10 protein-coding genes are annotated in these 12493 nt (G+C 31.7%); all 10 read left to right on the top strand.

Annotated elements, in window-relative coordinates; translation table 11 throughout:
* Nucleotides 1–423 precede the first annotated feature (423 nt).
* On the top strand, nt 424–2130 hold the full coding sequence (locus tag ULVI_RS01895; RefSeq protein ID WP_068589060.1) for a DNA cytosine methyltransferase: 1707 nt from the start codon (nt 424–426) through the stop codon (nt 2128–2130).
* Between the two features lie 3 nt (nt 2131–2133).
* Nucleotides 2134–3528 carry a hypothetical protein gene (locus tag ULVI_RS01890; protein ID WP_068589056.1) on the top strand — a complete coding sequence of 465 codons (1395 nt, stop codon included), beginning with the start codon at nt 2134–2136 and terminating at the stop codon, nt 3526–3528.
* Nucleotides 3525–5513, top strand: coding sequence for a DEAD/DEAH box helicase (locus ULVI_RS01885; protein ID WP_068589052.1), 1989 nt, complete (start codon nt 3525–3527; stop codon nt 5511–5513). The genes ULVI_RS01890 and ULVI_RS01885 overlap by 4 nt, the downstream gene beginning before the upstream one ends.
* Nucleotides 5497–6468 (top strand): DUF3883 domain-containing protein, encoded by a 972-nt coding sequence (locus tag ULVI_RS01880; protein ID WP_068589050.1) that lies wholly within the window; start codon nt 5497–5499, stop codon nt 6466–6468. The genes ULVI_RS01885 and ULVI_RS01880 overlap by 17 nt, the downstream gene beginning before the upstream one ends.
* Before the next feature lie 357 nt (nt 6469–6825).
* Nucleotides 6826–7392, top strand: coding sequence for a hypothetical protein (locus tag ULVI_RS01875; protein WP_157632548.1), 567 nt, complete (start codon nt 6826–6828; stop codon nt 7390–7392).
* Nucleotides 7393–7620: 228 nt separating this feature from the next.
* Nucleotides 7621–8625, top strand: a complete 1005-nt coding sequence (locus ULVI_RS01870) for a DUF2971 domain-containing protein (RefSeq protein ID WP_068589043.1) — start codon at nt 7621–7623, stop codon at nt 8623–8625.
* Between the two features lie 1210 nt (nt 8626–9835).
* Entirely contained in the window at nt 9836–10495 is a 660-nt protein-coding gene (locus ULVI_RS01865) for an HNH endonuclease (RefSeq protein WP_068589041.1), read from the top strand.
* Between the two features lie 187 nt (nt 10496–10682).
* Nucleotides 10683–10964 carry a type II toxin-antitoxin system RelE/ParE family toxin gene (locus ULVI_RS01860; protein ID WP_068589039.1) on the top strand — a complete coding sequence of 94 codons (282 nt, stop codon included), beginning with the start codon at nt 10683–10685 and terminating at the stop codon, nt 10962–10964.
* 14 nt (nt 10965–10978) lie between these two features.
* The gene (locus tag ULVI_RS01855) at nt 10979–11281 is read left to right on the top strand and encodes a HigA family addiction module antitoxin (protein ID WP_068589036.1); all 303 of its coding nucleotides are present in this window, start codon (nt 10979–10981) and stop codon (nt 11279–11281) included.
* A 174-nt stretch (nt 11282–11455) separates the two neighbouring features.
* Complete coding sequence (locus ULVI_RS01850; protein WP_068589033.1) at nt 11456–12040, top strand: hypothetical protein; 585 nt, start codon at nt 11456–11458, stop codon at nt 12038–12040.
* Nucleotides 12041–12493: the final 453 nt, after the last annotated feature.

Below are 12493 nucleotides of genomic sequence, written 5' to 3'. Positions count from 1 at the left end.
TAAAAAGTTCAGTAATTAATACAAAAATATCGATGTTACTTTGCGGCGCTGCGAAGTGTTACGTAATCGTTGCGGCTGCATCTAAGCAAAGCGTGCTCTGTGAATGTGTCGCAACCGTGCATAACAACGCATAAAAACAATAAGCGCACTTCTGAATTCCTTCGGAATTCAATAGTTCTTAGTATCTTTAAAATTAATTCGAACAGTCGGTCCGTTTTGCAGCTTACTGTTCTTATGCAAACCGTTGTGCATAATGCAAAAAATCGTGCTAAACTTGGACATTTTTGCTGAAAAGCCAACCGCACAAACAGCACATTTGGTTTTTTGCCGACACACAAGCCAACGCTGAAAAAACCAAAAGAGCTGTTTTTTGCCAATGCTATAAATAGAATAATTTATTAAATTTGTTAAAACTTAAATTTCTTGAAAAAACTAACCGTAATTGATTTTTTTTGTGGAGCTGGAGGATTCTCAGAAGGCTTTCGACAAGCAGGTTATGAAATAATACAAGGCTATGATAATTGGCAACCTGCAATTAATACATTTAATCATAATTTCAAGACAGAATCATCTGTAAAAAACATTTTAGATTTTAAAGATTCAATTGATGAGATAGACAGTTTGCCCAATACTGATGTGATTATTGGAAGTCCGCCTTGCGTTTCATTTTCAAGCTCTAATATTTCTGGAAAAGCTGACAAAGAATCAGGTGTTACTTTAACCAAAGTCTTTCTGAGAATAGTTGCTGTGAAAAAATTTCAAAAAAATTCACAGTTAAAGGCTTGGTATATGGAAAATGTATCAAACTCAAGAAATTATTTAGCTGATTACTACACATTCAAAGACTTAGGCTTAGCAAAATGGGCAAAAAAAAATCGTTTAAGTCCAAATAAAAAAGCTATAATCCTTAAAGATAATCAACCTCTAATCAATTCAGCTGATTATGGTTCTTATCAATCACGCAAAAGAGCCATCTCAGGAGAAAATATTGATAAAAACAAGCTAATTATACCTAAACCAACGCATTCTAAAAATGAAAAGTCTGAGTTAGAGAAATGGAAAAGTTTAAAAAACCTTCTTGCTAAAATCCCAAGACCAAATTCAAAAATCTCTGAAAAAGAAATTGAAGACCCAATTTATCCATCTATAAAAATATCCCAATCAAATCTTTCAGATCAATTCTACGATACAGGTTTATATAAGAGTGAATGGAGGCAATCGAAGTATCTCAAAACTAATCATCCGTATATGGGAAAAATGTCTTTTCCTGAAAATTTAAATAATCCAAGTAGAACTGTTACTGCAACAAAAAGTGGTACTTCAAGAGAAGCTATTATTTATAAGTCTGAATACAATAGAAAAGGAAATGGCGAATTCAGGAACCCTACCGTAAGAGAAGCAGCGAGTATTATGGGTTTTCCTTATACATATCAATTTATAGGTTCTGCAAATAACAAATGGCGCCTTGTAGGTAATGCAGTTTGCCCTTCTGTAAGTCGAGCATTTGCAAATGAACTTTTAGTTCAACTAAAAAGACCACAGCTTAAGAATCACGTTTTAGATTTAGAAAATAATATTAATAGTGTCTATAACTTAAATACCTTTTCAGAAAATCTTTTTGAAAATCAACCTAAAAGGAATAAAAATTCAAGATTTAGAAGGCACGCAATTAAGGATGGTAATTTAACCGTCACGCTATCAAATTATAAGATTGATCAGAATAGCAAGACTAAAAATAAATGGTTTACTTCAATTCAATACGGAACTGGAGAAGGATTCCCTATTCAAAATGTACAAAACAACTATTATCGTAAAATAGAAGACGAAATCAAATCATTTAGAGGCGGAAGTAAATTTATTGAAATAATCAATAATGGGTTTACTGAATTAATTGGTTCAAAATCTGATTTACAATATATGTATGAAGTTCAAAAATCTATGGAGAATTTGATGGAGCCAACCGAATTAGTCGAAAAATTAGCAGAAATCATTAAACAAACAGACTTATCAAGTGAAAATTTTGAACAACACAATAAGAAAATTTTTAAAGAAAAAAGAGCTATCCCAAAAACTCAATTATTAGCACTTTATGCTATAAACAAAATATCTTCAACTGCAAACAGTCAATAGTTTATGAACAAGGAAACCAGAATTAAAAAAATTCAAGAGGTAATTGACAAAAACAAACAAAACGAAAACCTCTTGAAGCAAGAAATAATGTGGGAAGGGAAGCTTGAAATGAAAACAGTTTATAATATCCCTCTTGAATATCTAATATATAATAAATATAATGGCAGAATTCTAAGTAGGACAAAATCATTAGAAAAGCAAAAGCATTCGATAGATGCTGAAACGAAAGAAGGGAAGGAAAAAATTGAGCAATTACTATGGGATTCGAAGGAAGTTAGAAACAAAAAAACTGAAAAAAGTATTGAAGCATTTGGTCAGCAGAAAGTCGGGATTATAACAAGAGATGGAATTATAATTGATGGAAATAGACGAGCAATGCTTTTAAATAAAATAAAAAAATATGATTATTTCAAGGCAATAGTGCTACCTGTAACATTAGAAGAAAGCCCAATAGAAATTGAAAAGTTGGAAACAACCTATCAAATGGGAGAAGATGAAAAGCTAAGGTATAATGCGATTGAAAAATATTTGAAAGCCCGAGAAATTTTAAATAAGCTTAAATCGAATTATTCAAAAGATGAAGCAATGGCTAAAATTGCTGAATGGATGGGAGAATCGGTTTCAACTATAAAAGGCTATCTTGATGTTTTTAATACAATGGATCAATATCTTAGACACTATGACTATGATGGAATCTATACGCAGTTAGATGATAGAGAAGATCAATTTATCAGTCTTACTAATTGGGTGGATAATTTTTATGGAGGCAATAGTCGTAAACCTTTTGGCGGTTATACAGATTTTGATGTCGATGATTTAAAGGCTATTGCATTTGACTATATCCGTGTCAAATATGAAGGTAAAGAATTTAGATTATTAGCTCACGGTATGAGTGAAAATCATTTTTTTGGCAATAAAGAAATCTGGAATAGCTTTAGCGAAGCACATTTTAACCAAATATCTAATGTTGAGGAATTAGAAATAAATTTTGACTCACCAGATCTAAAGCGTCATCTTGATGATCGTGATGCAAAGTTTAAAAATCTCGTTAAAGATGATTTTCAAGATAATGTTGATCGACACAATCAAAAATTAGAGTATAATAGAGCTGCTGACAAACCTGAAAAAGGAATAAAACGTAGCATTGAATCTTTTGATTCAATAAATAAAGGTCACAAGAATTTTTCTAATCCAGAAGTTCAAGATTTAGTTGAGAAATTAGGGAATAAGGTATTTGACTCACTAAACCGAAGTTCACCAACAAGAATTTTATCTCATATCATAAGTTTGTTAAAAAATATTGAAGCTTCAAATATCCCTGAAGATGAAATTGAAAGTTTAAAAGAAAAAACTAAAGAAATTCAAAGTTTAGGTTACCGCTTACATAAAGAATTATGAGCAGTATTCGAATAGATATTTTACATAAAGAAAAAAACTCATTTTATGTTTTAACTGGTTCTACCGATTTAATAACAAAAAATCGTAGGCTTTCAATTTCTTTAAATCGTTTGAATTTTATCAGAGACGAAGACAAATTATTAATTCCATTTGAGGAAGATTCACAAGTTCAAGTTTTACAAGAAATTCAAAATTTACTTTCAAGGGCAGAAATAAAATCAAATTTATCCGAAAGCACATCACAAGCAGTAAAAAGTTTCGACAGAGAAGAAAAACTATTTGCTGAATTTGAAGAAAACGCAAATTCAATAAGAAATAATGAATTCAGAGACAATCCAGAATTAGTAGAAAAATTTACTGAATTTAAAAATTCAATTGATAAGAATTTAGTAAGAACTCTATATCCTTTACAGTTGCTTTCTGCTTTTCATATGGCTTTTGCTCAAAACTCTTGTAATTTTGCTGTTCCAGGTGCTGGAAAAACCTCTATCGTTTATGGTGCATATGCCTACCTAAAAAATTTACCCGAAAATCATAGTCAAAGAGTAGATAAACTATTAGTCATAGGTCCATTATCCTCATTCGCACCTTGGGAAAATGAATATAAATCTTGTTTTGGTTTTAGTACATCGTTTCAAAGATTATCAGGAGATAGTACTATTTCCAAAGATGAAAAACTTGAGCATCTTTATTCTGGAAACCCTGCTGAAGTAACACTTATTTATCACGGCGGAGTTCCAAATTTGCAAAACAGTATTACTGACTTTTTAAAAACCAATCGTACAATGGTCGTGGTTGATGAAGCGCATCGTATCAAAAATCACGAAGGTGTATGGGGAAGAAGTGTTACTGAGATTTCTAAAGAAGCTATTTCTCGCGTTATTTTGACAGGAACACCTGTTCCAAACGGTTATCAAGATATTTATAATTTATACAAATTTATCTATCCTTACAAATACAAAGAAATTTTAGGATTTCACTACCAAAATCTTCAGGATTTAACTGTTAACAGCTTACCTGAAAGCAATAAAGTTGAAGAACTAAAAAATAACATATCGCCCTTCTTCATTAGAATAAAAAAAGAAGATCTAAAACTTCCACAAGTAATCGAGAATGTTATTGAAGTTCCTATGGATACACATCAAAGGGAGATTTACGACTTTATTGAAGAGCAATACGTGCAATCCTTTAGAGAAAATCAATCTGCCACAGTTAAAGACGTTTTAAATAGGGCTAAACTTATAAGGTTAAGACAAGCATCAACCAATCCGTCATTATTAAGTAGAACACTTATCGATTCATTAGAGCAAGGTGGAGACTTCTCAGATCAAGATCCAAATACGAGTTTTACATCTGGATATGATGAGTTCGTTAGTGATGCAGAATTTTTTACCAAAATCGTAAACTATCACAAACTTGCAGTACCTGAAAAATTTAATACAATCCTCAATCTTTTAAATGATGTAATTTTAATTTCAGGAGGAAAAGCAATTATATGGACGATATTTATCCAAAATGCAAAAGAACTAAAAGCATATTTGGAATCAAATGGAATTAAGTCAAAGTTATTGATTGGAGAAATTCCTCAAGCATCTCGTGAAATAACAATTGAAAAATTCAACAATCCTAAGAATATGGATTTTCGCGTAGTGATTGCAAATCCATTCTCTGTAGCTGAATCCATTTCTTTACATAAAGGATGTCACAATGCGATATATCTCGAAAGAGATTATAATGCATCCAATTTTATACAATCTAAAGATCGAATTCATAGGGTTGGTCTTGATGAGGATCAAATCACAAATTATTATTATGTCATATCTCAAAATTCTATCGATTCCGTAATAAATAATCGATTGAACGACAAGATTGAGCGAATGGAAAAAATCATAAATGATGACATTCCATTGTTTTCGAGAATCAACGATAATGACGAAACCGATATTATTAAAGCTCTTTTAAAAGATTATGCTAAAAGATCTTAGAAAATTTGATAATCTTGGTACGCCAAATTTTTTCTTTGAGTTATTAACAACACTTAAAGTTTCTGAAAAACAAAAATGGCAAATTGATGATATAAACAAACTCTTTTTTAACAGAGTCATTGATAATCGTTCAGTTTTTGAAGGTTGTATATTACTTGCTCTTCGAATAAATCTAATTGAAGAAGTTAAGGGCTATATAGAACTCAATCAGAAATTTGAGAATTATTTGAACAGTAAGAGCCAAATGAATGATAAATTCGTAGAACGGCTTTTTTTGAGTCTTGAAGCAGTTAATGAAATTTACGAAATATTCAGTTCAGAAAATTTTTCCCAAGATATAGTGTATAATTCCTTACAGTTAAAAAGCTCAGCTTTTGGCTTTAAGTATGCAAACTTAAAACAACTCTTAATAGATTTTAATGTTTTAAAGGTTCATCCAACTAATCAAATTAACAAACTAATCATTAACACCCGTTACAAAAAGATTTTTGACAAAGTAATTCTTCCTCAAATAAAAAAAAGAAAAATAGGAATAGAAGAATTTAAAAAATCTATGGAGCAGCAACAAATATATGGCGAAGAAGCTGAAAAATTTGTTTTGAAATATGAACACAATCGATTGAATGGTATTAAAGAAATTCAATGGATAGCAGAATATATAGTCAATGCTGGTTATGATATAGCATCTTTTAATAGTGTTGAAGATAAAAAACCTACGCGTTTTATTGAGGTCAAATCTTACGAAGGAGAAAAACCTTATTTTTTTTGGTCAAGGAATGAAATGGATGTTGCTAAAAGGAAACTTACTGAATATTGGCTCTATTTAATAAATCGAAAAGAAATTAATCAAGATGATTATGAACCTTTGTGTATACAAAATCCAAGCGTAGAAATTTTAGATAATGCTGAATGGGATAAATCTATTGATAAATATAAAATTGTATTTAATGGATAAGCCAACGCTAAAAGCCATACACATTTACAGTCGCTACAGCCAACGCATCACCAAAACTGTAAAAGAGTATGTCTTGCCAACGCACACATTTAAACTGAATTAAAAAACGAATAAAAACCAAGCAGAACGCAAAAGCACTATGCACAACAAAGTATAAAAATAATAGGGCGCTTTTGGCTTAATCCAAAGGTAATTTCTGTGTCTGCAAAGTCGCCATATTTTTAATTTTAGTATTTTTAGTGCAGAAAAGTTTAAAAAGAAAAATTAAAAATATGGCTTGTGGCTCAACCGAATGGAAACAGCCTACTTTCTGCCCTACTATTCTTATACAAAACCGTTGCCACACATTTGAAAAAAATGAATATCAAGAAAATTTTATTATTTATTATCTCAATTACAATATTTGGTTGTGGTTGCAACGACGACGGTTTTGAGAGTTTTGAATTAACTGAATTCGAGCGAAGTTTAATTCCCTTTACTACCGAACAAAATGTACAATTTATCAATCAAGAATCTGAATTACTTGATGCGACAATAACGGCGAAAACAATAGATAATTTCAACTTGAATTCATCTGATGACGAGAGCTGTATGGTAACATTAGTAGAATCTCACAGAAATCAATTGATATTAAATGGAACTGGACAGGACTTCTTTGTTTTTGTACAAAAATCGAGAAACTTAACAGAATTTATAATTACGTCAGGAGTAAGGGATTTTGCAATTGATGGTTGCGAAACCAATTTTGAAACAATCGTACAAGCAACTACGAATTACACAAGTGATGGTTTTTCTTTTGAAAATGTCTTTATTCTCGAAAATTGCGGAACGGAAAATTTAATATCTACATTTATTTATTCCTCTCAGAATGGAATCGAATTTATCAAATATGATAATGGCAATTATTTAAAACAAGTGGAATAAAAAACGTGTGGCAACACCGTATATAGCTCATAGCTAATTAGTTTCTTAATCGAAGTTAAGGCATATTTGCGAAGTCCGCCAAATTTTTTAATTTGGCTTATTGGAAAGAAAAGATAATAAGAAAATTAAAAAATTCGGCTCAAGCTTAACCGAAAATAATCGATAATTTGCACGCTACGAGCCATATACTAGACCGTTGTGTGCAATTACCGAAAACCGACAATGTCAATGCTCGTATATAAATATAGAAGTGGAACAGACGATGATATAAAAGCTCTTGAGAACAATCAATATTGGTCATCTTCTATTGAACAATTAAACGACCCTTGTGAAGCAATTACCGACACAAAAAAAGTAAAAAAATTACTGAATTATATTGGACAAAAAGTTGGAGCTAAAACCAAAGAAGATTTTGAGTTGATTAATGATAATACCGACAAGGTTCTATCAATGGACAATAAAATGGGTATTTATTCACTTTCTAAAACACCATTAGATGAATTACTTTGGGCTCATTACGCCAATTCACATAAAGGATTCTGCATAGAATATGATTTGGACATTTTACTAAAAAACGACGGAGAAAATCACATACATTCTTTTCCTGTTCTATATTCAAATAAACCTGCAAGTTTTAGTTTTTTGGACCTTATAAGAAATAAACAAAATAGTATGATAAAAAAGTTCGCTTTTCATAAATCAAAAAGATGGGAATACGAACAAGAACATAGAATCGTTACAAGCAAAATTGGATTGAATTCCTATAATCACAAAGCACTAAAATCAATATATTTTGGTCTGAAAATTAGCGAATCAGATAAATATAAAATTATAAACCTATTACGATTACGAGATGTTAATTTTTATCAAATTGAATTAGAAAAAAACAGTTACTCATTTAAATCTATAAAACTTGAAACCAAAACAGAACTGGAATCTCATTATTTAAAACAATTGCCAACTTCCATAACAAATGGAAAAATTATAGAATTTGAAATCTTAAAACAGAAAATTTTCAACTTTTCAGGAATTGGAGAATTTAAAGTTATGTTGAAACAAGAGCTAAATAATACAGAAATAGAACTTTTAATGAACTATCTGAAAAAGAACTTATTTTGTGACGGAAAAACATTGTTTTTTGAGTTTTTTACTGACCTAAAACAAATTGAAAATTTACCTTGGGTTTCAGCAACAATTAAAAAAGAAAAAATTGAAATACAGTTTAACTATTAAAATAACTGCACACAACACAGTATATAAAAAATTGCTATTTTTAGCTAAACCAAAGTTAGTTGCTCGTTTGCTTGCTTCTGATTTTCCTTCGGAAAATCCTCGCACACAAACACGCAACATTTCATATACATAAACGTTAGCATAAATTGCTCCGAAAAAATCCATCGGATTTTATTCAGTCGCAATTTATTCGAGAAAAGACATAGACCTAACCGAGCATTACCTGAAACGGATTGCGCAAAATAAGATGACGGAATTGAAAAAAATATGAATTCTAAATTATACGGAATTTAATACGGAACGGAATCTAAACTTTGTAATGCGGCAAGCTGGAATCGAAATGGCGAAACGCAATCAATACGTGAAAATATTGCGGTAGCACGCAGTCGATACGGCAAAACGTAACTGTTGCTCGAGCAGATTAACGGGAACAGTATGTGCTTACTCGCATGTGTCGCAAAATATGCTAACACCGGCTATAAGTAATGCGGGTAATATCGTTTAATCGAAAGTTTCGGTATATTTGGAAGACCGCCAAATCTTTTTGATTTGGCTTTTGAAATAAAAAGATAAAAACAAAACAAAAAGATTTAGGCTAATGACGGTTCGAAAAGTAAGTACGCTTCCCTCCCGCACTCCTCATAGCCAAACCGTTAGCATAAATTGCTCCGAAAAAATCCATCGGATTTTATTCAGTCGCAATTTATTGGAGAAAAGATATAGACCTAACCGAGTGTTACCTGAAATAGATTACGCAAAATAAGATGACGGAATTGAAAAAAATATGAATTCTAAATTAGACGGGATTTAATACGCAACGGAATCTGACTTCTATAATGCGGCAAGTTGGAATCGAAATGGCGAAACGGAATCAATATGTGAAAATATTACGGTAGTACGTAATCGATACGGCAAAACGCAACTGTTGCTGGAGCAAATTAACGGGAACAGTATGTGCTTACTCACATGTGTCACAAAATATGCTAACACCGGCTATAAGTAATGCGGGGAATATCGTTTAATCGAAAGTTTCGGTATATTTGGTTGATCCGCCAAATCTTTTTGATTTGGCTTTTGAAATAAAAAGATAAAAACAAAAAAAAAGATTTAGGCTAGAGACAGTTCGAAAAGTAAGTACGCTTCCCTCCCGCACTACTCATAGCCAAAACGTTAGCAGTTATTAAAGACCAACATTATCAAAAAATTATAAATGCGAGTATCAATATCAGAAGAATCTCATTTTATTGCCCATTATTTAGCAAAATACGCTGACTCTTATGAAACTCTGAATCTTGGAAATAATACTCAAACACATAATGCTATTTGTGAAGTACTTGACATTACGGAATCGTCATTTAGAAGATTGAGAGACGAATATGACGGATTTTATGAAAACAGAAAAGGATTTCCTAATCCTGAAAGTCGGAAATCTAGAGTTGAATATAAAAGTCGATTTGAGAATATTGAGCAGAAAGAATATTTGAGAGAAATAAAATCGATTTTACTAAAAAACAAAATTGACATAAAATATGACGAAATTAATCTCGAAGAAAGTCTATACGAAGGTGGAAAAGTAAGAATTGAAATTAACAGGTATGAACGCAGTACAAAAGCAAAAAAGGAATGTTTAAAGCATTATGGTAGAAAATGTGTTCTTTGCGGATTTGAAGACAAAAATTCCAAATACACAAACATCGAAATTATCGAAGTACATCACTTGAAACCTATATCGGAAATCAACGAAGAATATATTGTAAATCCAATTGAGGACTTGAGACCAGTTTGCCCGAATTGCCATCGGGCTTTACATTCAAAAGTTCCTGCTTATAGTATCGAAGAATTGAAAATTGTGCTAAATAACAACTGCTAACAACGTATAAACGCAATTACGGCGGATTCGACTGCGTCAGAATCCACTCGGAATTGCTAACACCTGTTCTTAACCGAAATTTTGTGTATTTTTAATCCGTAACTGACGTTTATACCAACCGTTAGGCAACATTTGGAAAAAACAAATTTTATACTTACTTTTGACGTTAGTAACGCAAAGTAATACTATGATTATTTCATTTGGCTCGAAAGAAACTGAACAGATTTGGAACGGAATCCGTGTCAAAAAAATGCCGATTGAAATTCAGAAGGTTGGTCGTCGGAAATTGAGAATGTTGAACAACTCACAAGATATTGCTGATTTAAGAATTCCGCCCTCAAACCGACTTGAAAAGCTGACTGGAAAATTAAAAGATTTTTATAGTATTCGGATTAACAAACAATGGAGAATTATCTTCATTTGGAATAATGGAAACGCAAGTCAGGTAGAAATAATTGATTATCATTAAAAAAAAGTAAAACAATGGAAAAGTTAGCAAATGTACACCCAGGAGAAATCTTGAATTATGAATTTCTTGAGCCTTTGGAAATCACAGCATACCGACTTTCCAAGGACTTGAAAATTCCGCAAACACGAATATCAGAAATCGTAAAAGGAAATCGCAGAATTACTGCGGACACAGCTTTGCGATTGAGTAAGTATTTTGGAAATTCGGCAAAGTTCTGGCTCGGACTTCAAGACGATTATGATATCGAAGAAGAAAAGGAATCTAAAGAATCTGAACTGAACGAAATAAAGCAATACGGAAATAAAAACGTTGCCTAACAATGTATAACCGCAATTACGGCCAAATGATGGTTAAATGTATTTGAATTCTTACAAAATCAATCCTAATTCTGAAAAATCCGTACCTTAAAACCCCTAACTGACGGTTATACGAGACCGTTCTACGCAATTTGACCAAACAATTAACTGAAATACAATAATTAAACAAATTTTATGAAAAAAAACATTTTCCCAATTCTTGCAATTGGACTTATGACCTACAGCTGTAATGCACAACAAAAAACATCTGACTTCAAAACCGAAACGGAAAAATGGAAAAAAGAACTTCTTGCAAGTGGCGAAGTTGGAAATCCTTGTAGAGAAGATAATGATTGGCAGAAATGGCAAGAAGAAAACCCAAAAGCATATTTTGGATTACAAGAAATTCAATCAAGTGAATCGGATTTTAATTCTGATGGAATTAAAGATGGACTTTTCTATTTTCCTGCTGAAAATTGTGTTGGCGGAAATGGAACTGACTCTGATTTCGGAATGTTAGTTTATTCAAATAATGGTGAATTACTTACAAACAAAAATATAACTCAAACAATCGAAAACGGAATAAAAACCGAATTAGCTAAAATTAATATCAACGGTGTTTACAAAATATATATTCATTATAAAGGACTTGGTAAAACAATAATTGGAGAATATTTTGCTTGGGCAGAAGATGATGCGAATTGCTGTCCAAGTGGAAATGGGACTTTTGAATATAATCCTGTTGAATTAACAACGGAAATAAAAAACAAATCGAAATAAAAACTGCGTAGAACAACGTGTATAATTAATGGCTTGTTTGAGCTTGCTTACGAAAATCCTCGCGGATTTTCTATTCGGTTTTTATTTGCTAAATTAGGTGCTTAAACACGCCACTAATCATACACAAAACCGTTACAAGTAATGGCGCCCGTAACGCAAAAATTCTCCAAGCATTTCGCAACTGAAACTATAAAATTACGCTGAACTGACAAGCCGCACGCAATCTGAACGCTTAATAAAACTTCTGAATAAAAATTGTTCGCAGCGAAACGGAAGCGGAAACTTAATGAAGACAACACGACTTATAAAACTGATTGGACAGTACATTTAATTCAATGGTCGGATTACTGAAAACGGGAAATGTTGAGAGAGTTATTTAGTTTTATAAGCCTAAAAGTTCAGTAATTAATACAAAAATATCGATGTTACTTTGCGGCGCTGACCATTGTAGAG

It is taken from the genome of Cochleicola gelatinilyticus (genome assembly GCF_001637325.1).
GTDB classification, from domain to species: domain Bacteria; phylum Bacteroidota; class Bacteroidia; order Flavobacteriales; family Flavobacteriaceae; genus Cochleicola; species Cochleicola gelatinilyticus.
The sequence above is the reverse complement of the archived record's forward strand: the minus strand, read 5'-3'. Positions and strand labels throughout refer to the sequence as shown.

What these genes read in the sequence shown, in the direction of transcription:
- ULVI_RS01855 (WP_068589036.1), top strand. Translation starts at nt 10,979, where the DNA reads ATGGAAAAGTTAGCAAATGTACACCCAGGAGAAATCTTGAATTATGAA.
- ULVI_RS01885 (WP_068589052.1), top strand. Translation starts at nt 3,525, where the DNA reads ATGAGCAGTATTCGAATAGATATTTTACATAAAGAAAAAAACTCATTT.
- ULVI_RS01850 (WP_068589033.1), top strand. Translation starts at nt 11,456, where the DNA reads ATGAAAAAAAACATTTTCCCAATTCTTGCAATTGGACTTATGACCTAC.
- ULVI_RS01865 (WP_068589041.1), top strand. Translation starts at nt 9,836, where the DNA reads ATGCGAGTATCAATATCAGAAGAATCTCATTTTATTGCCCATTATTTA.
- ULVI_RS01875 (WP_157632548.1), top strand. Translation starts at nt 6,826, where the DNA reads ATGAATATCAAGAAAATTTTATTATTTATTATCTCAATTACAATATTT.
- ULVI_RS01870 (WP_068589043.1), top strand. Translation starts at nt 7,621, where the DNA reads ATGCTCGTATATAAATATAGAAGTGGAACAGACGATGATATAAAAGCT.
- ULVI_RS01860 (WP_068589039.1), top strand. Translation starts at nt 10,683, where the DNA reads ATGATTATTTCATTTGGCTCGAAAGAAACTGAACAGATTTGGAACGGA.
- ULVI_RS01890 (WP_068589056.1), top strand. Translation starts at nt 2,134, where the DNA reads ATGAACAAGGAAACCAGAATTAAAAAAATTCAAGAGGTAATTGACAAA.
- ULVI_RS01880 (WP_068589050.1), top strand. Translation starts at nt 5,497, where the DNA reads ATGCTAAAAGATCTTAGAAAATTTGATAATCTTGGTACGCCAAATTTT.